Raw genomic sequence first — 25,102 nt, 5'->3', positions numbered from 1 at the left:
GAGCGCGTGTCTCTAGCTTCACTTCTCAGCTCAGCTCTCGTCGCTCTCATCACCACTGCGGGTATGGTCTACGGGCAAAAAGTCTCAGCGCGGTCGCAAAAAGAGACCAAGCAAATTGAGCAATCCGGGCCTGATTGGAAAGCTTTCACGGAAGAGATGCGCGCCGACCTAAATAAGCAGGATGAAAAGATTAGCTCGCTTGAATCCCAGGTGGAAACCCTAAGGGAGCGTATTGATTACATCAAAAGTCGGTACTGGCTAGCTGTCAGCCACATTCGGCAGCTGCATTTGCACTACCCAGACTCGCGGGAGACCGTGCCCGCCCCGGAAGAAATCGCGCACGACATCTAAAATTGACCCTCACCATTAGGTGGGGGTCTTTTCTGCGTTTTAATTCCTGTAGAGAACCTCAGCCAGGGCGTGTGCGCGGCGTTCGGCGGGGTCATCATCAAGATTGAAAGCAATGCTGTCACTGGCGGCCAGGTGCTTAGCACGGTCGATAACCTGGTGTGCGGCCCGGCGCATCTCACCCTCAACACGCGGCGGGGCAACCATCTGCCCGGATAGCCACCGCTGATAGGTACGCTTCGAAACATCCAGTGACTCGGCGGCATCATCCAGCGACCAGCCGATAAATTCGTGGATAGCCTGCAGTGTGGCGGGGGTTGGTGGCTCGCCCTGGATGAGGCGAGCACTTGGGGTATCGAAGACCCAGGCTGCGAAACTTTCTAGATTCTCCTGCGAAAGCTCACGCGGAGCGGGCGGCGTGTAATCCCCATCCACCTCGGAAGTATCGGCGGGGTAAACCGCTTCAACCCAATCCTCCCACTGGCTGCAATCCTCACGACCGGAATTAAAAAGCTCATCAAGTAGTGCGGCGCGCAGGCCCTCGAAATCAGTAGCAGTAACGCGGTTATTCTTGGCAGTGATAGTGAACATAGCGGCGTCTTTTCTTCTCGTATATAGTTAGGGGCGTGACTTTCTCCGCACCTGCGGAGGTACTTCGTATTTCATTGACTTGGAGTCACCTTCTCCGCTTACGTGGAGGTACGCCCCGCCCAGCGCGGGGCTTTATTTTTTAGTTGGCCGGCTCCCACTTCACAAGATGCTCCACAACAGCAGCGTGAATAGCCTGCTTGGTTTCAAAGTGCTTGCTGTCGCCGCGTTCCGCGGCTGCGGAATCACCCAAGGCCCAGTCGAAATCGAAAGCGTTGAAATCAAAATCCTGAAGCGCTCGCGGAGTGAAGCTAGCCGCTAGCTCACGGCATTCTGCCATAAATTCTTCCTGTGTTTCAGGCTCCGTATCTGGCGGCAATAGGCCCATTTCTTTTTGCGCTTCATCCATGGCCTGCATGTACTTCGCGGTGGTGCTAAGAATTAGCTCTTGGACTTCATTGCGGATGCGCGTCATCTGGCTACCGTCAAGGCCCAGATGCTTGCCCAGGGTGTTCTCGAAGTCGTGTGCGTTCTTCTGTGGGTTGGTGGCTACTAGCTTGGCGAAAGTGGCGGTGGGGTTCATTTTCAGTCTCTTTTCTGTGGAAGTGGTGGGTAGCCCCACACCGTGGGGCTGGTGGTTAGGCGAGGGTCCAGAGCTTGGCCTTGGCGCCGCGGCGGCCCTTGCCGAATGCTGGCTCGCCGGTCTCTGGGTCGGTGGCCTGGATTACTTCACCATTTTCGATGAGCTTCTTGAGGACTTCGCCAGCCACTTCGCGGGTGAGTGGGCGGATGTTGTGGGCTGGTCCCCATTGCTGTACCTGGTCCCAGGTGGCGGTGCCGAGTTCTTGGAGGGCGTCTTTTACCTGCTGGGTGTTCTTTTCCTCATAGAGGCGGGCGTTTTCCTCGGCTTCGCGGAGGTTTTCCTCGCGCATGCGCTTGTGGGCTTCTTCTGGGGTAAGTGGCTGGCTGTTCATTTTCGGACTCTCTTTCCGGTTGTGGCTGGGACTGTTTCCCTTGCCTGATATACTCATTATCGGTCATGGCGCGGTCATGGTCAAGAGCGGGGGTAGCGCGGGGGTAAAGGATAGTAAAAGCGTGACTGCAATTTGACTGCATCCGAAAAACTTCCATCCAAAACGCTGGCAATCTCATCCAACCCGTCATCCCACAATTCCGCGTATTGATCCAACGTCATCGCCGCCGACTACGGCGGTATTTTCGGTACTATGTCCCGCGCCTTGGAGCGTCACAAGCAGGAGGCAATCGCCGCCGATGAGGCGTCGGATGCGCGGCGTTTGGACCGGCTGGAGGAGACGATTCAGCGTCTGGATGATGAGGTGGGGGAGCTGCGCGCCAAAGACCGCATCCATCACGAGTACCAGCTCTACGTGGCGGCGTACTGGCGGAAACTTCAGTTCTGGGCAGTGGAAAAAGACATCACCCTGCCACCCCCGCCGATGATGACCTACCCCGAGTGGAAAATCAGCACCTATCCGGATGCTGACTAGGCTTGTGAAAGCCTTTGAATTTTGACCCTCACCCACGCGGGTGGGGGTCTTTTTGTTGCCCGATTACTGGCGGGGAGAGTAGGTCCAGGGGCCGGGCTATTCTTGCGCACGGGTTGTCATCGACGGGGGCTTTCATTTTGGTGCCCACTGCGTCCAGCTACCCTCCTAGCTACCACGGGTCCCGGTACAGGCCGGTACAAGTGAAGCCCCACCCTCTGTTTGTGCAGGTGGTGGGGCTATTTTGCGTGGAGGGAATGACGGGAATCGAACCCGCGTCTTCAGCTTGGAAGGCTGAGGTATTAGCCACTATACGACATTCCCACAGTCCAACATCCAGCGATGTTTGACGTGCGAACCACTTTAGCGCACTTGCCGGCAGAAAATAAAACCGGGCCCGTCAACGTGGGGAACTAACTAGGCTTGGAAGGCGTTCAACGTGTGTTGCCCATCAAGATTTGGAAGTGAGTTTTCTTGACACCAATTATCCTGCTTATTGCCGTCGGCGGCGGCGCCGCCTACTTTGCTTCGCGCGGACAGAAGAAAAGGCGCGAAGAGCTTGAAGCGCAGCGCTTCGAGGACGCATTGGCAGATGCCCGCCGCTGGACTGAGCGCCTGGGTGGTCAGGTCATGCAGATTTCCGGCACCGACGCTGCTTCCACACAAGCCATGGCAGATGCTTCCGAGCGTTTCACCGCGGCCAATGCCGCGATTTCCCGCGCCAACACCGTCAAGCAGGCGAATCTGGCGCGCGAATCCGCGCTAGAGGGCATGCACTATGTCAACGCAGCGCGCGAAATCATGGGCATGGATGCAGGTCCAGAGCTCCCACCGTTGGAGGGCCAGCGCCAGGCTGGCAAGGTCACTGAAAAGCGCACAGTTGAGGCAGACGGCCAGACGATTACCGCTTCGCCTTATGCATCCAGCGAGACGCCGAACTACTACCCCGGCGGCGTGGTTGCAGGCCGCCCGGTTCCGGCTGGTTGGTACTCCCGCCCATGGTGGGCCGACGCACTGAGCACCGGCGTATGGATGATGGGCTACTCCATGATGTTCAATGCCATGTTCAGCGGCATGTCCGGCATTGGCTACTCGGCAGCAGCTGCTGAAAGCGGCGACTGGGGCGGCGGCGAGTTAGGCGGTGGTGACATCGCCGGAGACACGGGCGGTGACGGCGAAGATGGCGGCGGACTCTTCGACGGCCTCTTCGACGGCGGCGATGGCGACGACGGTCTCTTTGACTTCGATTTCGATTTCTAGTTCTCGCCCCCCACACTGGGCGCCCAGCAACTGCCCCACCCGAGCAATAATTAATACGTAAATTTTCGTGGCTATTTTGTTCCGCTGAGCTTGGCTTCTGCTAAGTTGTTCACTCGCAACGTAGTCTGGGAGCCATGTCTGTACCAATGATGAAACTCCACGACGGTAACGAAATCCCACAGCTTGGCTTCGGCGTCTTCAAGGTCGATCCAGAAAAGACCGAAGAGCTCGTCGCTGAAGCCCTGCGCGTGGGCTATCGCCACATCGATACCGCTGCCGTTTATGGCAACGAGGAGGGCGTAGGCCGCGCCATCGCTAACTCCGATATTCCGCGCGAGGAGCTATTTATTACCACCAAGCTGTGGAACGATAGCCAGACCAACGCCGCAGAGGCCCTCGATGAGTCTTTGCAGAAGCTAGGCCTCGACTACGTCGATCTTTATCTCATCCACTGGCCATGCCCAGAAAACGGCAACTACGTCGAGGCATGGAAGCAGATGATTGAGCTGCAAAAGGCCGGCAAGGCCAAATCCATCGGCGTTTCCAACTTCGAGCTCGAGCACTTAGAGCAGCTGGAAACCCACACCTCTGTTACCCCGGTGGTCAACCAGGTTGAGCTGCACCCGTACCTACAGCGTTGGCGCGAATTGGACGCTTTCCGTGCACACGGCGTCAAGATTGAGGCGTGGGGCCCACTCGGCCAGGGCCAGACGGACCTTTTCGAGATTGATGAGATTACCGAGCCTGCCAAGAAATATGGGGTCTCCCCTGCGCAGGTCATCATCCGCTGGCACCTGCAAAATGACGTCATCTTGTTCCCGAAGTCCGCGAACCCAGAGCGCATTGCGGAAAACTTCGACGTCTTTGGCTTTGAGCTAACCGAGGATGAGATGGCTGCCATCACGGATCTGGATCTTGGCGAGGAAGGCCGCGGCGGCCCGCACCCGAACGAGTTCAACGCTAGCTAAGCAGCGCGAAAACTAGACAGCGCGAGTCAGCTTAGCTAGGCATCTAAAAAGCGCCTTCATCTCCCCTTGTCCCCCCACATCCAGTGAGCGGGCGAAGAAAAGTGAAGGCGCGTTTAGCAGTTTTGGTACTTTAAGGCTCCTAGAAGGCACCTTGAAGGAACTAAGCCTCAGGCAGTTCCGGGGGAATCTCAGTGCGCTCGTACTCAGCCAGGATGTCGATGCGGCGCTGGTGGCGATCCGCCGCGGACCACTCCTGCTCGAGGAAAGCATCCACGATGGCCAGTGCTTCTTCTTCAGAGTGCATGCGGCCGCCGATGCCGATCAGCTGAGCGTTGTTGTGCTCGCGAGCCAAGCGGGCGGTTTCTGGGGACCAAGCCAGTGCGCATCGTGCGCCCTTTACCTTGTTGGCTGCAATCTGCTCACCGTTGCCGGAACCACCGAGCACGATGCCCAAGGAACCGGGATCGTTGACGGTACGCAGTGCCGCCTCAATGCAAAAAGCTGGGTAATCATCCTCAGCGTCGTAAACGTGTGCGCCACAATCGATGACGTCGTGGCCCTGCTTCTTCAGGTGTTCAACGATGACGTTCTTCATCTCGAACCCTGCGTGGTCTGCTCCTAAATAAACGCGCATGCCCCAGATACTACAGTCTCGCGAGCAGCCCTGTTGCTATGATCGACGTTCTAGCAATAATCAACCCCCGTTAATGCATGCCTCCAGGGATACCTCTGATGAAAGGTGGCGGCGCCCCCATGAATGACCGCTTCGACACCCGACTAGTAATTGGCATCTTCATCGCCAGCGTGTTCTTGCTAGCGATTTTTCCGCTCATTTTTCCGCCCTTTGTGGGGCCGCTCGTGGGCACTATGTTGATTACCCTCACCCACATCGTGCTCGGAGCGTTCTACTGCTTCCCCGCGCACCGTGACCTCCGGGTGGGAATTACTGCACTGATTGGCGCGGCGTCGTGGGCTACCTGGGCGCACTCAGCGTGGGAGGAATACTCCGCGCAGATGACGCTGCCCATCATCAACATCGCAGGCATGGTGGCGCCCATAGCCACGTTGCTGGTGCTGTTGTTCCTCTCCACCACGAATCTGCACCTCAACGAGCCTTCCCGCACCGGCAAGCGTTACTTCGTCATCGGCTTGGCCTTTACCGTCTTGGTCTTGGTCGAGGTCCTTTGGACCTTCTTGTTCCAGGAGCGCCTCGATTCGCTCAGCGTCTCGCCGGAGACTGCGCGCGCTGCCATGATCGTCGTCTCGCGCATCGCCCCCTTTGTCATGGCCGCTCTGGCACTGGTCACGGGAATGAGCACAGACAGCCCAAAGCCCCGGAACCTCATGGTGGGTGCCGGGGGCTTTGCCCTGCTGAGCTTTTTCATCCCGTTCGTCACGGCATTTTCAGCAGTATTTGCTTTCGCGGCATGGGCAAACACCCGCGTCAAGCATTAAGTTCGGGGTGCTAGCCCAAGTTACTTCTGACTCACCTGCGGCATTTCGGTGCGGGTGCGCTTTAGTTCGAAGAAATATGGGTACTGCGCGAGACGGACGGAAGCATCGAAGATTTCGCCGGCTTCCTCACCTTCTGGCACGCGGGTGATTACCGGGCCGAAGAATGCGGTATCGCCGAGCTTGACCACTGGGGTTCCTACTTCATCGCCGACCTCGTTGATGGCGGCATTGTGGAACTCGCGCAGCTTATCGTCAACATCCTCTGTGTTTGCCACCTCGGCGTAATCTGGCGGCAAGCCAGCCTCTTCCAGCGCCTGCGCAATGATTTCATCATAAGCGCCGAAGCCTTTCTTACCGCCCTGTTCCTGGCCGTGGATGAGATTGCCCATCGCGGTGTAATAGGCATCGACCTTTTCAGGGGCCGCGACGGCGATCTTCGTGGCGACGCGGGCCGGGCCCCAGTTTGCCTTCATCATTTCCATGTAATCCGGGTCCAAATCGCGGCCGTCGTTAAGCACGGAAAGCGACATCGGCACGAAGGTGACCTCGATATCGCGGACCTTTTCTACTTCCTTGATCCAACGGGAGGTGGCCCAAGCAAACGGGCAGCTGCAATCGAACCAAAACTTCACAGACTCAGCCATGTGGACTCCTTTTATACAAATTCATTGCTAACTGGCCTTTCCCACCCTACGGGCACGACTAGGGTGGATGCAGAAACTCAATTGCTACAAGGAGGAGTAATTAGCCTATGACCTCGATTAACCTCACTCGCGAAGAGGCCACGCGCCGCTCACAGATGATCGACGTTTCCCACTACGACGTCCACCTAGACCTTGTTAGTTCCAAGGTTAATTCCGAAACGCATTTCATCTCCACGACTACCGTGACCTTTCGCGCCAAGCAGGCTGGCTCCACGTTCATCGATCTGCGCGGCGAGGAGCTGCTAGAGGTTCGCTTGAACGGCGCTCCCCTGCCCACCAAGGCTTATGAGGCCGAGTACGGAATCCCGCTGTCCGGGCTGCAGGTAGCAGATTATGAGCTCAAGGTTGTAGCCAAGATTCCTTATTCCCACACCGGTGAGGGCCTACACCGCTTCGTCGATCCAGCAGACGGCAAGGTATACCTCTACACCCAGTTTGAAACTGCCGATGCCAAGCGCGTCTTCGCTTGCTTCGACCAGCCCAATATGAAGGCCACTTATTCGCTGGCTTTCGATGCCCCGGCAGACTGGACAATCATCACCAATGGCCCCACCACCGTCGCACCAATCGAGGGCAAGGCTGGTGCCCAAACCTGGTCCACGGAGATTGATTACCCGCTTTCTACCTACCTGGTTGCCCTGTGCGCCGGCCCCTACTTCGAGGTCACCGATACCTGGAACGGCGAACTAACTGAGCACCCAGAAGGCAATGCCGCTGAGAAGGTTTCCGTCCCGCTGGCGGTCTACTGCCGCGCCTCCCTAGCAGAGCACCTTGACGCAGAGCGCATCCTTACTGAAACCAAGCAGGGCTTCGACTTCTACCACCGTAACTTCGGCTTTGCTTATCCCTTTGGCAAGTATGACCAAATCTTCGTGCCGGAGTTCAACGCCGGCGCCATGGAGAACGCCGGCTGCGTGACCATCCGCGACGAGTACGTCTTTAGCTCCAAGGCCACCCACTACAAGTACGAGCGCCGCGCTGACACCATCCTCCACGAGCTGGCGCACATGTGGTTTGGTGACTTGGTCACCATGGAATGGTGGGATGACCTGTGGCTCAACGAGTCCTTCGCCACCTGGTCCGCCGCCATCTCCCAGGCTGAGGAAACCCAGTACGACACCGCATGGGTCACCTTCGCCAACGTGGAAAAGTCCTGGGCTTATCAGCAGGATCAGCTGCCCACCACGCACCCGATTTCCACCGATGCCTCCGACATCGAGACCGTGGAGCAGAACTTCGACGGCATCACTTACGCTAAGGGAGCTTCCGTGCTCAAGCAGCTGCAGGCTTATGTGGGCCGCGAGAACTTCTTTGCCGGGGTGCGCCGCCACTTCAAGGCGCATGCTTTCTCTAATGCCACCTTCGACGATCTTCTTGCCTCCCTGGCCGAGTCCAGTGGCCGCGATTTGAGCTTCTGGGCTAAGCAATGGCTCAAGACCACCGGCATCAACACGTTTGCAGTTGAGCTAGACACTGACGACGCCGGGGTCATCACCACCGCACAGCTGGTCCAGCGTGGCGAGACGCTGCGCACCCACCGCGCAGGCGTGGGCATCTACAACTTGGTAGATGGCAAGGCCGTTCGCACCGATCGCATCGAGATGGATATCGACGGCGAGTACACCGATATTCCGCAGCTTGTAGGCCGCAAGGAACAAGACATCGACTTCCTGCTGCCAAACGACGATGATCTGACTTACGCGCTCATCGAGCTGGATTCCAAGTCGCTGGAATTCATGGTCGAAAACATCGACAAGTTCGCCGACCCAATGGCGCGTACTCTGTGCTGGTCCGCAGCATGGGAGATGACCCGCGGCGGCACCATGCGCGCCCGCGACTTCGTGGCGCTCGTAGCGCGCGGCGCGGCGGCAGAGACCGAGCTGGCGGTGCTCGAGCGCATCGTGCAGCAGGCGGCTTCGGCGCAATTCAACTACGCGGACCCAGCGTGGGCCAAGGAGTCGACGCTGCTTGCCGACGCCCTGCTCTCCGGCACGCAGGACGAAGATCCAGAGCGTTCCATCGTCTTCGCGCAGGCGCTGGCCAAGATTCGCCTGACCGAAGGCACCCGCGCCTTCCTGCAGGATGTTCTGGGCTCCTCCGATGACGAGGGCCTGCGTTGGTACGCAATCGCAGCGCTGGCTGCCGACGGCGCGCTTGACGATGTCCCGGCTGCCATCGATGCGCAGCTGGCTCGCGATAACTCCGCGACCGGCCACCAAGCCGCAGTGCGTGCGCGCGCCGCGGTCAACACCACGGAAAACAAGCGCGCGGTGTGGGAAGAAATTGTCGAGGGCGAGCTGAGCAACCGCGAGCTGACTTCGAAGCTAGAGGGCCTTACCTACCCCGGCGCTGACGAGCTGTTGCCGACTTCCGAGTTCTTCGATGTGGCAGAAAAGATTTGGGCTTCCCAGTCCACCGAGATCGGACTGACCTCCGTGACTGGTTTGTTCCCATCCTGGGCTATCTCGCAGCAGAGCCTGGATGAGGCTGATGCCTTCCTGCAGCGCGACCTAGCCGGCGGCCTGCGCCGTGCGGTTACCGAGCAGCGCGACCGTATGGCTCGTGCGCTGCGCAATCGTGCGGTAGATGCGCAGGAAGCATAAAAGGCACGCTAATTAGTCGAGGTGAGGTACCTGTCCGGGTGATGGGTCCTCGCCGACGATGACCTCCACGTTGGCGATATCGGAGCGCAAAGTTTCCTCGTTTATCGCCATAACGGTGCCATCGGACTGCTTGATGACGCGGCTAAAGCGCAGCAATGGGTGCGAACGGCCCACGCCGAGCAGTTTTTGCTCCTCTGCTCGGGCGGTAGCGGCTACGATGCGATCGCGCTTGTGCGCCATTTTTAGACCACAGTTTTCTAAGGTCTCCAGCAAAGGCTGGTGGAGATCGCGCTCATCAAGGTCTGGAACCAGCTGCACGGGGATGGTGTACTTCGAGACGCTGATCGGGGCGTCATCCACGTAGTGCACGCCCTTGAGTTCCCACACGAGCGTGCCCTCCTCTACCCCGAGGGTCGCGGCCATATGGGAGAGCACTTCTGTCTTGTGCAGCGCTACTACTTCAACGCGCGTTAGGAATCCACGATCCCGCAGCTGCAGCAGAATGCCTTCATGACTAGTCAGGCTAAGCGTGGGCGGGATAGCGCGTACAAAAGTGCCACCGGTACGGCCGCGTTTGCGATCAATTAAGCCCTCGATCTGCAAGATGTCCAACGCGTGGCGCACGGTCATGCGGGCAACGTTGTATTCCTGGACCAATTCGCGTTCAGTGGGGAAACGCTCGCCTGGCTTGAGTTGCTGGGTTTCGATCTTGCAGCGCAGCGAATCCGCGATCACCAAATAGGCAGGTCGGCGGCGGCTTGAAGTAGTCACAATTTCAGAAGTCTACAACGCAGCCGAGCTTTCGCATCTCGAGCAGATGTGAATTAGGGCGAGGAAAGGCACCACCGTGGTGCACATCCCCCGCCCAAGCGTTAACTACAAATTTGCTTCGGTTTTAAACTAGTTTTCTAGCTAGTTCTTGCGCCTATCCTTTGAGGTTCTTGCGTTGCGCAAGCTCCACGCGCGGGCGCACGCGGATCTCGGTGAGCTGGGTGGTAGAGCCTGCATCCACCGCAGCGCGGATGGCATTGGCCACCTCGACGGGCGCGATGACGTGCGCTGGGTCGTAGTCCTGCAAGCCTTGCAGCATTGGGGTATCGGTAGGGCCTGGGGCCACGGTGGAAACGCGGATACCGAGCTCGGAGAGGCGCAGGCCGTCGGCAAGCGCGTAAAGCGCATGCTTGGTCGCGGCATAGATGACATTGTCGCCGTAGCTGTGGATACCGGCACCAGAGTTGATGAAGACCACGAGGCCTTCCCCATCAGCCGCGCGCAACTGCGGCAGCAGGCGGCGGCTTAGTTCAGCGGGAACGTGGACGTTTAAGTCCATCTGTGCCTGCCAGTCCTGCGGGCGTGCGGACTCGACGGAGTGCTTATCGGCGCGAGCGGCCGCGTGTACCAGAACGTCGACGCGGTCGAGGGCCTGCAGCGGCTCTGGCAGCGCGGTTTTGGGGTCAAGAAGCTCCAGCAAGTCGAGCGCTACCGGGGTGATGTTCGCGGCTTCCGGCAGCTCCTCGGCGCGGCGTCCCAGCGCATAGACATGGTGGTCGCGCGCGAGGTCCTCGATGATCTCTCGGCCCATGCCGCCGGTAGCGCCGGTTACTACTGCGATCTTGGTATTTGCCATGATTTACTCGCCTTCCTAACTATGTTTGCGCTTGTTTAGGTTTCCCGATTCTAGCGATAACGCTTCGGTACATCCGGCGCGCCGAGGGTAAGCATGAGGCGGTTGGCCCAGTTGAAGAAGGACGCAGAGTTGATGAGGTCAATGATTGCCAGGTCATCGAAGCCCACGCTGCGCAGCTTGGCCACGCATCCGGAGTTGAAGCTGAAGGGCGAACGCGTCAGCTCACGCACGGCGTCGCGAATCACGCCCCATGCATCGCTTCCTAAATCGGCGTCGAGGCCTTCGAAAAGCAGCCTATCGATGGCCGCGGCATCGCCGCCCTCATCCTTGGAACGCTGCTGGTGCACCGAGGCGCAGAACTCGCAGCCGTTGAATCGGGAAACCACGGTGGCGGCCAGCTCGCGCTCGGCACGGCCCAAGCCGCCGTCGGTGTTGTAGAAGATATCCAAGTCCGTGAGCGTACGGGCCTTCAGCGCCGCAGCATCGCGGGCCAGCAGGCGGAAGTACTCGGAGTCGATGCGCTCTGGGCGGATGAGTGCATCGATCTGCTCTTGGGTGAGCTCCTCCTTGGACAGCGGTGTAAACCACGGCTTCCAGCCCAGCGAGTGGGCAACAAAGCCCTGCGGAGCGTGGGTCTCTGGGTTAAGCGTGTGCTCGTGCAGCTGCCAGCCTGGGTCGGAAGCGCCCTCAATACGGGTGGTCTCGGGGGCGGTGGATTCATCACCACCCAAGACCTTCAGCCCGTGGATGACGCGCAGCTGGAAGGAAAGGAATGCAATGAGCTGGGACAGGCTCACGATGTCATCCTCAGACCAACCGGCAGCCTGCAGGTGGCCGATGGCCTCCGCGGAAGCGTCCTTAGGGTGGAATGCCAGAAGATGTGCAAAATCGAAGGCAGCGGCCAAGCGCTCGTCTAGGCCGGCAATCTCACCGAAGGTGATAAAGCCTGCGCCCTCGCCCGAAATATCGGCCGGTGCGGCATAAGGACCAGAAGTAGTGCCGTGCTCAATGGCGGCCTGGACGGCTCCCTGCAGAGTCTCCGTGGCCTCATCAGCAAGCAGATCCCCGTAAAACTCGCCGGCGCTTTTAGCCTGGTAAATGCCGCTCAAGAAAGCCGCCACGGCATAGCGCTGCGCATAGCTAAAGGTGCCGGGCTCCTCTGGCTCCAGCAGGGCTTGGAAGGAAAGCTGCGCATTCGCCAAAGCATCGGGCCGGCGTGCGCGCAGCTGCACTAGCTCCGGGCTTGCCCCGGCTAGTTGGTTGATGATGTCTGCCATGAAACTTCCTTTCCTTGTTTTAAGGTTTTAGGCTCTTAAGGTTTTTAAGGCCTTACCCGCCGCGTAGGAGCGGCGGTGCTTACAGCCCTAGGTTTAAGTCCCCGGCGCGATAACGCTGGCCGGGGATGGCGTCGATTAGCGTGCGCGTGAACTCGGAGCGCGGGTTCGCAAATACCTCAGCGGTCCGGCCCGACTCTACCTGCTTGCCATGGGAGAGCACCGAGACCGTATCGGAGATCTGGTTGACCACGGCGAGGTCGTGGGAGATGAAGACGTAGCTCAACTGCAGTTCATTTTGCAGCTGCGCCAACAGGCGCAGGATCTGCGCCTGGACGGTCACGTCGAGGGCGGAGACTGCCTCGTCAAGCACCACCAACTCCGGTTCCACGATCATGGCGCGGGCAATGGCCACGCGCTGGCGCTGGCCGCCGGACAGCTCGCGCGGGCGGCGGTCATAGTGCTGTGGGTCGAGCGCGACGAGCTCCAGGAACTCCTGCGCGCGGGCCTTAGCCTTGGACTTGCTAGCGCCCGCGAGGTTGCGCAGCGGCTCAGCGATGGCGTCACCGATGCTCTGGCGTGGGTCCAGGGAGGAATACGGGTTCTGGTAGACGAGCTGGACGGACTTACGCGCCTCGCGCAGCGCCTTGCCCTTCAGCTTGGTCAGCTCGGTGGTACTACCAGCTGCATCGAGCAGTTCGATAGAGCCCGAGGTCGGCGAATTGAACAAAGAAATGGAGCGTCCCGTGGTGGTTTTTCCGGAGCCAGACTCGCCCACCAGCGCGTGGGCGGTTCCTTTCGCCACGTCGAAACTCACGCCATCCAAAGCCACGAAGTCGCCGTAGCGCTGGGTGAGGTCGCGGACCTTGAGCACGGTTTCAGCAACAGGTTCTTTGCTGGCAGGCCGCGCCACGCTCGAAGAGTGCGGGACCTCGGCTACAGAAAGCGACGGGGCGTCGGCAAGCAGGCGGCGTGAGTAGGCATGCTGCGGATCGGTGAGCACGCGCGCGGCCTGCCCGGACTCGCGAACTTGGCCCTTTTCCATGACGACGATGCGGTTCGCACGGTCACCTGCCACGGCGAGATCGTGGGTGATGAACAAGATGCCCACGCCGGGCTCCTGGCGCATTTCATCAAGCAGGTCCAAGATGACCTTCTGCACCGTCACGTCGAGTGCCGAAGTCGGCTCGTCGGCAATGATGAGTTCTGGCTCCAGCGCCACCGCTGCCGCGATGAGCACGCGCTGCTTCATGCCGCCGGAGAGCTCGTGCGGGTACTGGCCATAGCGGCGCGCAGGTTCGTCGATGCCCACTTTCTCCAGCAGCTTAATCGCGCGCTGCTTGCGGCTAGCGGCGCTGCCGATGCCGTGGATGGCCATGCCTTCCTCGATGGATGCACCAATGGTCTTGAGCGGATTCAGCGAGTTGTTGGGATCCTGCGGGATGAGTCCAATTGCGCGCCCGCGGAGCTTGCGCCACTGCGCATTGGTGTAATCGGTGACGTTGGCCCCCTTGAAGGCGATCGTTCCGGCGTCGACCTGCGCGTTGGGCGCGAGTAGGCCGATGGCGGCCATGGCGGAGGTGGACTTGCCGGAGCCGGACTCACCCACGATGGCGGTGATCTCCCCTGGATGGACTTCCAGGCTAACGCCCTGCACGGCTGGGACTTCGCCCGCGGCCGTAGTGTAGGAGACGTTCAAGTCACGGATGGTGAGCAAAGGACTATTCTGTGCAGCCTTGTCTTTAGCTGTCTCTTTAACTGTCATTGTTTTTCTAAGCCTCCGCTCGGAAGTTTTGGGATAGACGGTTGGCAGAGACCACTACGGCCACGATGGCCAGGCCCGGCAGGATAATGAGCCACCAAGCGGTGGCCATGAAATCGCGGCCTTCGGCGATGATGAGGCCCCACTCCGGAGTCGGGGCCGGAGCGCCGTAGCCCAAAAAGCCGAGGATGGAAAGCTGCAAGATTGCAGAACCAAGCTGCAAAGTAGCCAGGGCGATGACCGGGGTCAGGGAATTCGGCAGGATGTGGCGCGCCATGACCTGCATGGGGGTCGCGCCGGCGCCGTAGGCGGCCTCAATGTAGTCGGAGTCGGCCACGGACATCACCTGCGAGCGGGCCAGACGGGCGAAGGTGGCAATAGAGGTCGCACCCACCGCGACGGCGGCCTGCAGGGAACCAAAGCCCAGCACGATGATGATAGACAGGGAAAGCAGGATGCCCGGGATGGAAAGTAACACGTCCACCACGCGCATGATGACCGCATCCACCCAGCCGCGCAGCGAGCCGGCCAGCAGGCCGAGCAAGGTGCCGACCACGAGGCCCACTGCCACGGCGATGAGCGCGCCAATGAGTGACTGACGCGCACCATAGACCACGCGGGCATATAGGTCGCGGCCTACCGCGTCGGTGCCGAACCAGTGCTCAGAGCTGGGGTGCAAAAGAGCGACGTCGGTGCCGGCATAAGGATCCGAGTTGGTGAAAAGGCCCGGCACCAAGGCCGCTAGGAAGGCCACCGCGAGGATCACCAGCGCAAGGATGGAGGCTGGGCTGGTCCACGGGTTGCGCTGTGCGCGCGAGACGTGGTGGCGGTTGCGGCGCAGCTGCGTGGGTCGCGCGTTTGTGTTATTCGAGGTTGGAACGCTCATGCGCGGGCTCCCTTCGCGGATTCGGTCGATCCTGCAGTAGCGGTGGCAGGACGGCGCAGGCGCACGTCCAGGACTGGGTAGAGCAGATCCACCACGAGGTTGATGATGACGTAAGCGGTAGCCGCGATCAGAACCACGGCCAGCAGCACCGGCGTATCGCGGTTCGAGACTGCCTGGGCAGTCATATAGCCCAGGCCGTTGCGGCCAAAGACGGTCTCCGTCACCACGGCGCCGCCTACGAGCTCACCGAAGAGCAGGCCCGCCATGGTCAACGCCGGCAGCAGGGAGTTGCGCAGAATGTCGCGCCAGAAAATCCAAGCTTCTGTAGCACCACGAGCGCGCACTGCCTGCACGAAAGGCATCGACTGAGTCTCGTCGATGGAGCGAATCAGCACCTGGATAAGTGGTGCGGCCATCGGCACCGACAGCGTCAAGGTCGGCAGGATAAGGCCCTCTACCCTGGAAGGTTCGATGATGCGCACCCAGCCCAACTGGAAGGAAAAGACCTGGATAAGCAGGATGCCAATCCAGAAACCGGGCAGGGAGACCATGAAAGATGGCAGCCCGCGGAAAAAGGTCGCAATCGCGCCGAGGCCCGGCAAGGTAGCCAGGAAGGCCACGCTGAGCGCCACGACGATGGCCAGGCCAATCGTGCACGCGGCGAGGATAAGGGTGTGCGGGAGGGCATCGGCAATCAGCGTCGATACCGCCGCGCCCGTCTGCGTAGAGTTACCGAAATGGCCGGTGAAAAAGCCTGCGAGCCCGGTAGAGAACTGCACGAGCAGCGGCTTATCGACGCCCATTTCCTCCCGGATGGCAACAATCTCCGCCTCCGAAAGGCCCAGTGCTGGGTCGCCAAAGCGCGACATCACGGCGTCGGAAGGCAGAGCGGAAAGCAGGAAGAAGGCCACCGTGTAAGTCACGAGCAGCACCACGAGTGCCTGCCCGATGCGGGCAGCTAGTTGTCGAGCAGTCATTTACTTCTCCTCCTGATTCAAGCTGACCTCGTAGAACCACGGGCGGGCCACCGACTCGGTGTGGAAACCGGAAACCTCCGGCGATACCGCGAAGACCTGCGGTTCCTCGAAAAGAGGAATGAGATAGGCCTGCTCGGTGAGGTAATCCTGCACCTCTTCGACGGCCTTCTTGCGGTCTTCAGACTTGGGGCTGGAGGTCACTTTGCCCAGCAGCTCTTCCAGCTCCGCATCGAGAGGATTGCCCTCTTCGTCCTGGTTGAGCAGGGCGTCGCGGTTGTTCACCGAGTACATGGAGGCAATAACGTCATAGTCCGCGCGGCCGACCATGATGTGGTAGAGCTGCACCTTGTCGATGGACTTCGCATCTGCGTTCTGAGTTGCCTGGTCGCCCGGGTTAATCTCGATGGCGATACCCAGCTTGCCCAGCTGATCTTGGACCATCGTCATGACTTCCTTGGAACGCGGCTGCGGCAGCGCGGTATTCGAGCGCAGCACTAGGCGCTTGCCGTCCTTGACGCGGATGCCATCGGGGCCGGGCTTCCAGCCGGCTTCGTCAAGCAGGCGCTTCGATTCCTCCGGGTCGAAGGTATAGGCCGCCGACTGATCCTTGAAACCCAAGCCGGTCTCGGCCACAGAAGACTTGGCCAGCGGGTAGGACTCGGAGAAGAGCACGCGGATGATTTCCTCGCGGTCGATGCCGTGAATGATGGCCTCGCGCACGCGCTTATCGCGCAGGAATGGGTGATTGAAGCGGAATCCCAGCTGGTTGTTAATCGCATTGGTGCCGCGGGAGAAGATTTCTACACCCTTGTCTTCCAGCAGCGACTCCTGCGGGGCAGAGATCTGGCGTGCGATGTCTGCCTGGCCGGAGATGATGGCGCCCGTGCGCACGGATTCCTCGGCTGCCAGGATGTAATGCACGCCGTCGATGTCGGCGCGGCCCTGGTGCTCTACGGCCGGTGGCGCCCAGTCATAGTCCTCGCGGGTTTTAAGCACGAGGTCGGTGCCGATCTTTTCTTCGTCGACCACGAAGGGGCCAGAACCCACGAACTTCTTTGCATTACCGGGACCAAAGCCTTCATTGTCCAACTGCAAGGAGCTATCTGCGAGTAGGCCTGCGTTATAGGAGGAAGTCGCCTGCAAAAAGCCCGGCGAAGGCTCAGAGAAGTAGAACTTCACAGTGTCTTCGTCGACTACTTCGCCGCGCTCATAATTGGCAATCTGCTCCGAGGCCGTCAGGGTTCGCTCGGTATCGCCCAAGCCATAAAGATCGAAGTTGCGCACCACGTTTTCTGCGGTCAGCGGGCTGCCGTCGGAGTAAGTCACATCCGTGCGGATGTTAAATGTGTACTCGGTGGCGTCCTCGTTGACCTTTGGCATCTCCGTGGCGATCCATGGAGAAAGCTCAAGGGTCTCCGGGTCCTGGTACAGCAGACGGTCGGTGAGCTGATTGACCACGCCACCATTGGGATAAAAGCCGGCCGCTGGCGGATACAGCGTGCGGAAGAACTGCGGTTCGAGATAGGTCAGGACGTTGTCTTCATCTCCAGAACCCGCGCCGGCCGATGTCGCGCATCCTGTGAGAAGGGCCGCGGCACCCACCACGCTGGCGATGGTGCGAATCAGTTTCACTTTCTAAAGCCTTCGAGTTTTAAAGAGGTTGCTATTAGCCATGCAAATTAACACAACATAGACATGTTAGTATTAATTCCATAGACAGTCCGGTCTAGAAAAATTCTCAAACGGCGAGCCCACAAGCTCGCCTCAAAGGATGAATTAAATGATTTCGCCAGATTCAACCCCCTCCATCGCCATCGTTGGCATGGGGCCTCGCGGCATCTCCGTGATAGAGCGGTTGGCCGCGCACCTCAATGCCCGCAGCGACTCTCCCGCCCTCACACTGCATCTCATCGACGACGCCCAGTTCGGCGCCGGCCGCATCTGGGACACCGAACAAACCCAGACGCTGTGCATGAACACCCTCGCCGGTGCCGTCACGCTGTTCACCGAGCCCGGCTCCACCATGAGCGCCCCGGTTCTCGAGGGCCCCATTCAGTACGAGTGGATTCAGCTACTGCGCGGTGAGCGTGAGGGCATCTCTCCAGAAAAGCAGGCGCTTTTCGACGCCCACCCCGTCACCATCGACGAGTCCTTCCGCGCCGAAATTGAGTCCAGCCGCCCCGAGTCCAACCCTTCCCGCGCGCTCTATGGCGCTTATCTGCGCTGGACTTTTGAGGTGGCATTGGCACAGTTGCCAGATACTGTCACCGTCTCAAATCACCCCTCCCGCGCGGTTGCTGTGCGCGAAGAAGGCACGCAGGACGTCATCGAGCTTGCCGACGGCTCTAGCGTCACCGCCGATTCCACCGTGCTGGCTTATGGCTGGCAGGTGCCGGGTCTAAACGACTCTGAGCAGCACCTTGCTGAGGCCACCGCCGCCTCCGACTCACTTCACTGGGTACGCCCTGATAACCCGGTGGAACAGGACATTGCCGAAATCCCTGCCAACCAAGACGTCTTGGTGCGCGGCCTGGGCATGGGTTTCTTCGACATCATGGCACTGCTGACCATCGACCGCGGCGGTGTCTTCCACGAAGACGCGTCCACTCGCTCCGGCCTGCGCTACGAGCCTTCCGGCAACGAGCCGCACCTCATCGCCTCCTCGGGCCGCGGCTACCCCTATATTCCCAAGTCTGACTATCACTCACTCCCACCGCGCGCGAAACTTATGCGCTTCCGCGAACAACTCGCGAAGGTAGAAGGCGGCGAAATCGATTTCGGCCGCGACCTACTCCCCCACATCGCTCGCGATGCTTATGCCGAGTACTACGAAACACAGGCCCGCGTTAACTCTGCGGCACTGCAGGTTCCACTGGAAGAGATCATCGCGCGCCTCGATGCGGCGAAACTCAATTCCCAAAACATCGTCGGCATCTCCCAGGAGCTCAATGCGGCACTCAAGGATGTTTCTGCCGAGCCGCTCGATCTCTCCCACTGGGTCAATCCATTGGATGCTTTCACGGGTTCCACCGCAGAAGAGCTCACCGCGTACATCGCGGACAGCTTGGCGGGCGATATCATCGCTGCCGATGCCGCTCAGGATTCCCCGCTGAAGTCTGCACTGTGGGCGGTTTCCTCCGCCCGCAAGCCCTCTGCCATCGCAAGCTCTGAGGGCCGCCTGGACTGGGAGTCACGCACCAGCAATTACAAAGAGTTCATGGCCTTTGGCCAGATGGTCGGCTCCGGCCCACCCCTGTTCCGCGTCCGCCAGCTGCTCGCTCTCGTGGACGCTGGCGTGGTCTCCTTCTTGGGAGGTTGCCCCGCACTGAGCTGGGACGACGAATTCACGCTGACTTCCGGCCCACGCGCTGCTTCGAGCCCGTGGCTGATTGATGCGTGGATGCACTCTCCCGACGTGCGCCGCCCAGCCGACCCGCTAGCGGTATCGCTTAAGGACCGCGTTCGCCCCTTCCTGGACCATGGCAACCCCACCGGTTCCCCAGAGACCACGTGGGAGCGCAAGGTGGTTCGCCCCGACGGCAGCGTCGACCCGCGCCTGCACGTCATCGGCATCCCTACCTACTCACAGTGGCCGGATACCACCATCTCCCCGATGCCTGGCACCGACCCACTGATGCTGCAGGAGACCGACCGCACCGCCGGCTCGCTGTTAGCGGCACTTCGCTAGCGCGCCCCTGCGCCCTTTCCATCCTCACCATTTACTCAAATACCCAGGGCTGGAAACCAAGACCTCCAGTTCGACTTCGCGGCTGATGAAAAATCCAACGAGGCTATCTAGGAGGTCTGGGTGCCCAGCCCTGGGTATCTGTTCGAGTAAGGCCGCCGCCTCCCTAACCCAACGTGTCCAATGCCTGCTCGAAGTCCGCAATAAGATCGGCGATATCCTCGATGCCGACCGAGATGCGCACCAAGTCCGCCGGCGGAACCAGCTCGGAGCCCGCGGCCGAAACATGGGTCATGTTCTGCGGATGCTCAATCAGCGATTCCACGCCGCCCAGCGACTCCGCGAGTGAGACCAGCTTCGTGTTCAGGCAAATCTGCTTTGCGTGCTCCTCGCTATGGAAGCGCGCCGACATCATGCCGCCGAAGCCGCGCATTTGCCGTGCAGCCAATTCATGTCCCGGATGCGTCGGCAGCCCCGGATACAGCACCTGTTTTACTTCGGGCCGCGATTCCAAGTATTCGGCTACTGCCTGCGCGTTTTCACAGTGCCTATCCATCCGCAGCCCCAGCGTCTTAATGCCGCGGGCGGTGAGATATGCATCGAAGGGCGAAGACACCGCACCGACGTTGCCCTGGAAGTACAGCAAGCGCTCGTCCATTTCTGCAGAGTTTGTCACCACTGCTCCGCCCAACACATCAGAATGGCCGCCCAAGTATTTGGTGGTGGAATGCACCACGTGGTCCGCGCCCAGTTCAAGCGGATTCTGCAGGTATGGAGTGGCAAAGGTATTGTCCACGACCACCTGGGCGCCGCCCTTGCACGCGGCAACTGCGGCGATGTCAGTGATATTCAGCGCCGGGTTTGTTGGCGTTTCCAGCCAAATCAGCTTGGTGTTTTCGCGGATGGCCCCAGCAACCGCCGCGGCGTCGGATGTATCTACGATGTCAAGCTCAATGCCCCACTGCCCATAGTCGTTGTTGAGCAGGCGATACATTCCGCCATAAGCATCATTCCCCAAGATAGCGTGGTCACCCGGGCGCAAGATAATGCGCAACAGCGTATCGATGGCCGCCATGCCAGATGAAAAAGCCCGCGCATATTGCGCATTCTCTAATGCGGCAAGCGTTAACTCGAGCGAGCGCACCGTGGGGTTAGCCACGCGCCCGTATTCATAGCCGCCGCGCAACTGCGCCAGACCATCTTGTTGAAAGGTGGTCGAGGCATAAATCGGTACGTTGATGCTGCCCATGTGGCTATCGGGCTGGTAGCCAGCATGGATGGAGCGAGAGTGGAATCCAGAAGCACGCTTAACAGTCATGTCTGAAAATTGTAGACAAAGCTGTCCACTTTGCCCGTGGATTGCTTCTTTAAATTCATTGCAGCACTTAACGCAACGCTGAGCTGAAACTTGAGACAACGTCGAGCCCGTGGGCCATGCCCAACGATTGCCCTTTACGTACCATGGTGTGGCTGCGCGTAGCAGATTTCGCTAGCCCATCGTTGCTAGCCCCGTCACCGCGCGCCCCCGCACACTTTCCCCAAATAGAAAGCACTATGAGTCCTAATTTCGCACCGCATCTGACGCTCGCCCAAAGCGAGACCACTCCACAAGAGGCAGTAGATAACCTCACCGGCTTGTGGGAAAACGAAACCACCCAGGCATGGCTCGTGGATAAGCCCATCCGCGTGGCTATCATCCTTCTCATCGCGCTCGTCGGCCACTGGTTGCTACGCCGCCTCATCACGAAGCTGGCAGATAACAGCATCAAAAACGGCCGCCTGAAGTCCCAGATTCGCCCACGCCGCAAAGCTGCAAAACAGGAAACCGCACTGTCCAAGTCCCACGAGGCGCGCCGCGTTTCCCGCCTGCAGACTTTGGCTAGCGTGGGCCGTTCCGCCGCGGGCATTTTCATCTGGGTCTGGGCCGTGCTCGCAATCCTGGACGAGGTCGGCGTCAACGTTGCCCCACTCGTAGCCTCCGCAGGTGTGGTCGGTGTTGCCCTTGGTTTCGGCGCTCAGTCACTGGTCAAGGACTTCCTCTCCGGCATCTTCATGTTGTTGGAGGATCAGTACGGCATCGGCGACACCATCGATTTGGGCAACGGTGTCTTCGGCGACGTGGAATCGATTTCCCTGCGCATCACTACCGTGCGCGATATCGACGGCGCCCTGTGGTACGTCCGCAATGGCGAGATCCTGCAGGTGGCTAACCATTCCGACCATTATTCTGTAGCCCGCGTGCAGGTTCCGGTCGCGCTTTCCAACGACCCAGATAAGGCCTTTGACGTCATCTCCAAGACGGTTGAAGAAGCCGCGCTTGACGACGCCATCCGCGACGACCTCCTGGGCAAGCCCGACGTCAACGGAATTTCCAGCCTCGAGGTCGACCATATGTCCTTCCGCGTCGTGGTCAAGACCTTGCCAGGAAAGCAGTGGGGCGTGCAGCGCAAACTGCAGTCGAAGATTCTCAACGCGATGCATGCCAACGACATCGATACCCCATACCCACAGGGTGTGACCTTCTTTGACTTGGACGAGGCTCCAGACACACAGGTAGAAAGCCTCAACCCTTCGAACCCAGGAAACGAGTCTTAAATCATGCCGTCTGAAAAGCAGCCAGCCAGCGTTTATGAGGCAATCGGCGGCATGGAAACCTTCGAAAAGTTGGTCCACGGTTTCTATGCCCAAGTTCGCAACGATGACGTCATCGGCCCGATGTACCCCGATGCCGATTGGGAGGGCGCTGAGGAGCGCCTCAAATGGTTCTTGGTTCAGTACTGGGGCGGCCCGCAGCTTTTCAGCGAAAACCGCGGGCATCCGCGCCTGCGCATGCGCCATGCCCCGTACCCCGTGGACCAGCAGGCCCACGACCGCTGGTTAGAGCTCATGGGCAATTCACTGGCGGAGATTGATGAGCAGACGATTCCGCCGGCCTATCGCCACATGATTTGGGATCACATGCAGCGCGTGGCGCAGATGCTCATCAATCGCTAGGGTTTAATCCTCCCAATTAAAGGCCCGACGCACCGGCTCAGAAATGAGCTTGCCGTCACGGGTCATTACACCGCCGGACAAGCCTGGGAAGCGCTCGATAGCACCATCGACACCCTGCGCTGCGACTGCGCGAATGTACGGCAGAGTTGCCGAGTTCAGCGCCCGCGCAGAGGTGTTAGCCACCGCGCCCGGCATGTTGGCCACGCAGTAGAACAAAGTGTCGTGCACCTTGAAGGTCGGCTCATCGTGCGAAGTCTTGCGCGAGTTCTCGAAGCAGCCGCCTTGGTCAATCGCGACGTCGACAAGCACAGCTCCCGGCTTCATCTTCTTGACCGTTTCCTCGCGCACCAACTTCGGTGCAGCGGCGCCTGGCACGAGGACAGCGCCGATGACGAGATCGGCTTCTAGGAGCTCCGCCTCCAGGGTGGCTGGGTCAGAAATGAGCGTACGGACGGTGCCCTGGTACTGCTCGTCGAAGCGCTGCAGCACATGCGGATCCAGGTCCAGAACCGTCACCTCAGCACGGAGGCCGCGGGCCATAGCCACGGCCGAGGCACCGACCTGGCCACCGCCAATGACGACGACGCGGGCGGCCTGCGTGCCCGGAACGCCCGACAACAGCACGCCGCGGCCGCCCTGCGTGGACAAGAGGTGGTGCACCCCCTCCATCACCGCGAGACGTCCCGCCACCTGGGACATCGGAGTAAGAAGCGGCAAGGTGCCGTGGCGGTCGGTAACAGTCTCGTAGGCCACCGAGGTGGTCTTGGCTTCTACGAGGGCATCGGTAAGCGGCCGGTCCGCCGCCAGGTGCAGGTAGGTAAACACGATGAGGTCTGGGCGCAGGTAGCCATATTCGGAGGCCTGCGGCTCCTTGACCTTGACCACCATCTCCGCCTGCTCCCAAGTCTCTGCGGCGGTAGGCATGATGCGCGCACCGGCGTCCTCGTAATCGCTATCAGGGAAGGAAGCGCCCACGCCAGCGCCGGTTTCCACCAGCACCTCGTGTCCATCCTTTACGAGTGTTTGCACCGCAAGTGGGGTCAGAGCCACGCGGTTTTCGTTATTCATAATTTCTTTAGGGACGCCAATGCGCATTCTAGAACTCCTTAAACAAGATAATCTTGATGGATACACTCCTCCTCAAAGAGTAACGCACAACACAAATGGTTTCGAGTGTGATTTTTTACCACGGCTCGCGGGGGCCATAGCACACCGCTACCATCCTTAGAATGACGCAAATAAACCGTGTATTTTTCGAGCTCAGCCACTCTTTTGGCCCGCTCGGCGGACGGCTTTCGGAGGGCCCGCGGCGCTTTTGTAGCGAGTTAGAAGAGGGACAAGCGCGTCGAGCGATAAACGCTACCGAAGGGCGCATCGACGCGCACCCACCGACCGAGGCCGGAGACACGCAGATGGCGTGGGATATCCATGGGCGCAGCAAAACCGGGAATTAGGCCTAGGCTCGTGCAGGCAAAGATCATCCGCATAGGGATTTCTACCTCTTGCTCCGCACCGCCGCTAACCGTGACCACGGTCTGGTTCAGCAAGCTGGCGGGCGGGCCCATTGGGCCAGAGAACTGGCGTGCTAACTGTTGGCCTTTATCCGAGAGCTCACGGACCACCTCGACGGGCAGGGTATCGATGAGCTGAAAGCCCGTGGCTGGCGGCAGCGCACCGGGCCAAGAAGGATCGCGGGCTGGGCCTAGGTCCAGCGTCGCAGACTCAATCCCGGCGAGCACAAGCGCATCATGCAGGGTCTGCGCGGAAACCACTGCCCCATCGCGGGACACAACGGCCTCTATGCGGCGGGCGGCGACGACCTCGAACGGGGTGGTAACGAAGGCCTCGACGGTCTGGGCGTCGAATTGGCGCAAGCGCACCACCGCTGAAGCATCCAGCCCCACCGCACGTGCGAGAAGGGCCCGCAAACCAGGTCCACCACTTAATAATTCGAGTGATTCATGAACCATGGTCTGCGGACCCTCCTAGACAAACTGCTCACGCAGCGAGCCGGATTTGGCTCGCGCTATGCGTCCAGCTTAACCAAAGCATTCTCCGTGATGATTTTCTTCTCTTCCTCGGAGACGGGACGCGGCGCCTGCGTTGCCTTATCGATGACCACCTGAGTGCAGGTGACCACGCAAGTTACGTTGCCAGCACCGTCTTTGATTTCCTGCCGGGTGGTAAACGAGGTATTGCCCAGGCGTACCACAGCAGTCTCTACGGTGACGGTGGAATTCTTTCCATCCCACTTCAGCGGGCGAACATAGTCGACGTCGAGATGACGCACGAACGCAATGAGTTCCAAACCCTGCTTGTAGAAATGGTCCATGGCAAATGCCAGGCGGGCCTCCTGCGCCAACTCGATATAGTTGGCGTTCATCATGTGGCCGTACATGTCGAAGTCCGACCACCGTACGCCTACAGAATGGGCGTGCACCTTTTCAGAAGACATTGATTCCTTTT

Annotated in this window: 25 protein-coding genes and 1 tRNA gene; 9 read left to right on the top strand and 17 right to left on the bottom strand. The window is 59.8% G+C overall.

Annotation, left to right across the window (positions count from 1 at the left end):
* Positions 1-6 precede the first annotated feature (6 nt).
* Positions 7-351, top strand: coding sequence for a hypothetical protein (locus WM42_RS09605; protein WP_062037587.1), 345 nt, complete (start codon positions 7-9; stop codon positions 349-351).
* 39 nt (positions 352-390) lie between these two features.
* Here WM42_RS09605 and WM42_RS09600 read toward each other — a convergent pair whose 3' ends face one another.
* From WM42_RS09600 to WM42_RS09590, 3 genes are all read right to left on the bottom strand, one after another.
* Positions 391-939, bottom strand: coding sequence for a helix-turn-helix domain-containing protein (locus tag WM42_RS09600; protein WP_062037584.1), 549 nt, complete (start codon positions 937-939; stop codon positions 391-393).
* A 139-nt stretch (positions 940-1,078) separates the two neighbouring features.
* Entirely contained in the window at positions 1,079-1,519 is a 441-nt protein-coding gene (locus tag WM42_RS09595; protein WP_062037581.1) for a hypothetical protein, read from the bottom strand.
* Between the two features lie 55 nt (positions 1,520-1,574).
* A complete protein-coding gene (locus WM42_RS09590) occupies positions 1,575-1,910 on the bottom strand; it encodes a hypothetical protein (protein WP_062037578.1) in 336 nt (111 codons plus the stop codon).
* 252 nt (positions 1,911-2,162) lie between these two features.
* Between WM42_RS09590 and WM42_RS09585 the strand changes: the two genes are divergently transcribed.
* The gene (locus WM42_RS09585) at positions 2,163-2,444 is read left to right on the top strand and encodes a hypothetical protein (protein WP_235591249.1); all 282 of its coding nucleotides are present in this window, start codon (positions 2,163-2,165) and stop codon (positions 2,442-2,444) included.
* Between the two features lie 246 nt (positions 2,445-2,690).
* Here WM42_RS09585 and WM42_RS09580 read toward each other — a convergent pair.
* Positions 2,691-2,765, bottom strand: a tRNA-Gly gene (locus tag WM42_RS09580).
* Between the two features lie 150 nt (positions 2,766-2,915).
* Here WM42_RS09580 and WM42_RS09575 point away from each other — a divergent pair.
* Positions 2,916-3,701, top strand: coding sequence for a hypothetical protein (locus WM42_RS09575; protein WP_062037575.1), 786 nt, complete (start codon positions 2,916-2,918; stop codon positions 3,699-3,701).
* A gap of 134 nt (positions 3,702-3,835) precedes the next feature.
* Positions 3,836-4,669, top strand: a complete 834-nt coding sequence (locus WM42_RS09570) for an aldo/keto reductase (protein WP_062037572.1) — start codon at positions 3,836-3,838, stop codon at positions 4,667-4,669.
* 160 nt (positions 4,670-4,829) lie between these two features.
* Here WM42_RS09570 and WM42_RS09565 read toward each other — a convergent pair whose 3' ends face one another.
* On the bottom strand, positions 4,830-5,303 hold the full coding sequence (locus WM42_RS09565; RefSeq protein ID WP_061924185.1) for a ribose-5-phosphate isomerase: 474 nt from the start codon (positions 5,301-5,303) through the stop codon (positions 4,830-4,832).
* A 119-nt stretch (positions 5,304-5,422) separates the two neighbouring features.
* Here WM42_RS09565 and WM42_RS09560 point away from each other — a divergent pair, with 119 nt between their 5' ends.
* The gene (locus WM42_RS09560) at positions 5,423-6,124 is read left to right on the top strand and encodes a hypothetical protein (protein WP_062037568.1); all 702 of its coding nucleotides are present in this window, start codon (positions 5,423-5,425) and stop codon (positions 6,122-6,124) included.
* Positions 6,125-6,144: 20 nt separating this feature from the next.
* On the opposite strand, the gene WM42_RS09555 is transcribed toward WM42_RS09560, so the two are convergent.
* Complete coding sequence (locus tag WM42_RS09555) at positions 6,145-6,768, bottom strand: mycothiol-dependent nitroreductase Rv2466c family protein (RefSeq protein WP_062037564.1); 624 nt, start codon at positions 6,766-6,768, stop codon at positions 6,145-6,147.
* Positions 6,769-6,875: 107 nt separating this feature from the next.
* On the opposite strand from WM42_RS09555, the gene pepN reads away from it, so the two are divergent.
* The gene (pepN, locus tag WM42_RS09550) at positions 6,876-9,431 is read left to right on the top strand and encodes an aminopeptidase N (protein ID WP_062037561.1); all 2,556 of its coding nucleotides are present in this window, start codon (positions 6,876-6,878) and stop codon (positions 9,429-9,431) included.
* Positions 9,432-9,443: 12 nt separating this feature from the next.
* On the opposite strand, the gene WM42_RS09545 is transcribed toward pepN, so the two are convergent.
* The 7 genes from WM42_RS09545 to WM42_RS09515 all read right to left on the bottom strand — a co-directional run bounded on the left by WM42_RS09545 (position 9,444) and on the right by WM42_RS09515 (position 17,589).
* Entirely contained in the window at positions 9,444-10,202 is a 759-nt protein-coding gene (locus WM42_RS09545) for a GntR family transcriptional regulator (protein WP_062037557.1), read from the bottom strand.
* Between the two features lie 154 nt (positions 10,203-10,356).
* The gene (locus WM42_RS09540) at positions 10,357-11,058 is read right to left on the bottom strand and encodes an SDR family oxidoreductase (protein WP_062037553.1); all 702 of its coding nucleotides are present in this window, start codon (positions 11,056-11,058) and stop codon (positions 10,357-10,359) included.
* A 50-nt stretch (positions 11,059-11,108) separates the two neighbouring features.
* Positions 11,109-12,335, bottom strand: coding sequence for an alkylhydroperoxidase domain protein (locus WM42_RS09535; protein ID WP_062037550.1), 1,227 nt, complete (start codon positions 12,333-12,335; stop codon positions 11,109-11,111).
* A 79-nt stretch (positions 12,336-12,414) separates the two neighbouring features.
* Positions 12,415-14,097 carry a dipeptide ABC transporter ATP-binding protein gene (locus tag WM42_RS09530; RefSeq protein WP_062037547.1) on the bottom strand — a complete coding sequence of 561 codons (1,683 nt, stop codon included), beginning with the start codon at positions 14,095-14,097 and terminating at the stop codon, positions 12,415-12,417.
* Positions 14,098-14,104: 7 nt separating this feature from the next.
* On the bottom strand, positions 14,105-14,980 hold the full coding sequence (locus tag WM42_RS09525; RefSeq protein ID WP_062037543.1) for an ABC transporter permease: 876 nt from the start codon (positions 14,978-14,980) through the stop codon (positions 14,105-14,107).
* Positions 14,977-15,957 carry an ABC transporter permease gene (locus WM42_RS09520; protein WP_062037539.1) on the bottom strand — a complete coding sequence of 327 codons (981 nt, stop codon included), beginning with the start codon at positions 15,955-15,957 and terminating at the stop codon, positions 14,977-14,979. The genes WM42_RS09525 and WM42_RS09520 overlap by 4 nt, the downstream gene beginning before the upstream one ends.
* Positions 15,958-17,589, bottom strand: coding sequence for a TIGR04028 family ABC transporter substrate-binding protein (locus WM42_RS09515; RefSeq protein WP_062037536.1), 1,632 nt, complete (start codon positions 17,587-17,589; stop codon positions 15,958-15,960).
* Between the two features lie 148 nt (positions 17,590-17,737).
* Here WM42_RS09515 and WM42_RS09510 point away from each other — a divergent pair, with 148 nt between their 5' ends.
* Complete coding sequence (locus tag WM42_RS09510) at positions 17,738-19,645, top strand: FAD/NAD(P)-binding protein (RefSeq protein ID WP_062037533.1); 1,908 nt, start codon at positions 17,738-17,740, stop codon at positions 19,643-19,645.
* 163 nt (positions 19,646-19,808) lie between these two features.
* Here the strand turns inward: WM42_RS09510 and WM42_RS09505 are convergent, their stop codons facing one another.
* Complete coding sequence (locus WM42_RS09505) at positions 19,809-20,960, bottom strand: cystathionine gamma-synthase (protein ID WP_062037530.1); 1,152 nt, start codon at positions 20,958-20,960, stop codon at positions 19,809-19,811.
* A gap of 236 nt (positions 20,961-21,196) precedes the next feature.
* Here WM42_RS09505 and WM42_RS09500 point away from each other — a divergent pair, with 236 nt between their 5' ends.
* Both WM42_RS09500 and WM42_RS09495 read left to right on the top strand, forming a co-directional pair.
* Positions 21,197-22,237 (top strand): mechanosensitive ion channel family protein, encoded by a 1,041-nt coding sequence (locus tag WM42_RS09500; RefSeq protein ID WP_062037527.1) that lies wholly within the window; start codon positions 21,197-21,199, stop codon positions 22,235-22,237.
* Between the two features lie 3 nt (positions 22,238-22,240).
* Positions 22,241-22,636 carry a globin gene (locus WM42_RS09495; RefSeq protein WP_062037523.1) on the top strand — a complete coding sequence of 132 codons (396 nt, stop codon included), beginning with the start codon at positions 22,241-22,243 and terminating at the stop codon, positions 22,634-22,636.
* Between the two features lie 3 nt (positions 22,637-22,639).
* Here WM42_RS09495 and ald read toward each other — a convergent pair whose 3' ends face one another.
* The 3 genes from ald to WM42_RS09480 form a co-directional block, all read right to left on the bottom strand.
* On the bottom strand, positions 22,640-23,731 hold the full coding sequence (gene ald, locus WM42_RS09490) for an alanine dehydrogenase (RefSeq protein WP_061924230.1): 1,092 nt from the start codon (positions 23,729-23,731) through the stop codon (positions 22,640-22,642).
* 230 nt (positions 23,732-23,961) lie between these two features.
* Positions 23,962-24,606 carry a DUF8185 domain-containing protein gene (locus WM42_RS09485; RefSeq protein ID WP_062037520.1) on the bottom strand — a complete coding sequence of 215 codons (645 nt, stop codon included), beginning with the start codon at positions 24,604-24,606 and terminating at the stop codon, positions 23,962-23,964.
* A 56-nt stretch (positions 24,607-24,662) separates the two neighbouring features.
* On the bottom strand, positions 24,663-25,091 hold the full coding sequence (locus tag WM42_RS09480; RefSeq protein WP_062037517.1) for an acyl-CoA thioesterase: 429 nt from the start codon (positions 25,089-25,091) through the stop codon (positions 24,663-24,665).
* Positions 25,092-25,102: the final 11 nt, after the last annotated feature.

The sequence above is a fragment of the Corynebacterium simulans genome, assembly GCF_001586215.1.
In the GTDB taxonomy this organism is placed as follows: domain Bacteria; phylum Actinomycetota; class Actinomycetes; order Mycobacteriales; family Mycobacteriaceae; genus Corynebacterium; species Corynebacterium simulans.
This window is presented reverse-complemented; position numbering and strand designations above follow the sequence as displayed.

Coding starts and splice junctions, on each gene's coding strand:
- WM42_RS09600 (WP_062037584.1), bottom strand. CDS start 939: ATGTTCACTATCACTGCCAAGAATAACCGCGTTACTGCTACTGATTTC.
- WM42_RS09595 (WP_062037581.1), bottom strand. CDS start 1,519: ATGAACCCCACCGCCACTTTCGCCAAGCTAGTAGCCACCAACCCACAG.
- WM42_RS09590 (WP_062037578.1), bottom strand. CDS start 1,910: ATGAACAGCCAGCCACTTACCCCAGAAGAAGCCCACAAGCGCATGCGC.
- WM42_RS09585 (WP_235591249.1), top strand. CDS start 2,163: ATGTCCCGCGCCTTGGAGCGTCACAAGCAGGAGGCAATCGCCGCCGAT.
- WM42_RS09570 (WP_062037572.1), top strand. CDS start 3,836: ATGTCTGTACCAATGATGAAACTCCACGACGGTAACGAAATCCCACAG.
- WM42_RS09565 (WP_061924185.1), bottom strand. CDS start 5,303: ATGCGCGTTTATTTAGGAGCAGACCACGCAGGGTTCGAGATGAAGAAC.
- WM42_RS09560 (WP_062037568.1), top strand. CDS start 5,423: ATGAATGACCGCTTCGACACCCGACTAGTAATTGGCATCTTCATCGCC.
- WM42_RS09555 (WP_062037564.1), bottom strand. CDS start 6,768: ATGGCTGAGTCTGTGAAGTTTTGGTTCGATTGCAGCTGCCCGTTTGCT.
- pepN (WP_062037561.1), top strand. CDS start 6,876: ATGACCTCGATTAACCTCACTCGCGAAGAGGCCACGCGCCGCTCACAG.
- WM42_RS09540 (WP_062037553.1), bottom strand. CDS start 11,058: ATGGCAAATACCAAGATCGCAGTAGTAACCGGCGCTACCGGCGGCATG.
- WM42_RS09535 (WP_062037550.1), bottom strand. CDS start 12,335: ATGGCAGACATCATCAACCAACTAGCCGGGGCAAGCCCGGAGCTAGTG.
- WM42_RS09530 (WP_062037547.1), bottom strand. CDS start 14,097: ATGACAGTTAAAGAGACAGCTAAAGACAAGGCTGCACAGAATAGTCCT.
- WM42_RS09525 (WP_062037543.1), bottom strand. CDS start 14,980: ATGAGCGTTCCAACCTCGAATAACACAAACGCGCGACCCACGCAGCTG.
- WM42_RS09520 (WP_062037539.1), bottom strand. CDS start 15,957: ATGACTGCTCGACAACTAGCTGCCCGCATCGGGCAGGCACTCGTGGTG.
- WM42_RS09510 (WP_062037533.1), top strand. CDS start 17,738: ATGATTTCGCCAGATTCAACCCCCTCCATCGCCATCGTTGGCATGGGG.
- WM42_RS09505 (WP_062037530.1), bottom strand. CDS start 20,960: ATGACTGTTAAGCGTGCTTCTGGATTCCACTCTCGCTCCATCCATGCT.
- WM42_RS09500 (WP_062037527.1), top strand. CDS start 21,197: ATGAGTCCTAATTTCGCACCGCATCTGACGCTCGCCCAAAGCGAGACC.
- WM42_RS09495 (WP_062037523.1), top strand. CDS start 22,241: ATGCCGTCTGAAAAGCAGCCAGCCAGCGTTTATGAGGCAATCGGCGGC.
- ald (WP_061924230.1), bottom strand. CDS start 23,731: ATGCGCATTGGCGTCCCTAAAGAAATTATGAATAACGAAAACCGCGTG.
- WM42_RS09485 (WP_062037520.1), bottom strand. CDS start 24,606: ATGGTTCATGAATCACTCGAATTATTAAGTGGTGGACCTGGTTTGCGG.
- WM42_RS09480 (WP_062037517.1), bottom strand. CDS start 25,091: ATGTCTTCTGAAAAGGTGCACGCCCATTCTGTAGGCGTACGGTGGTCG.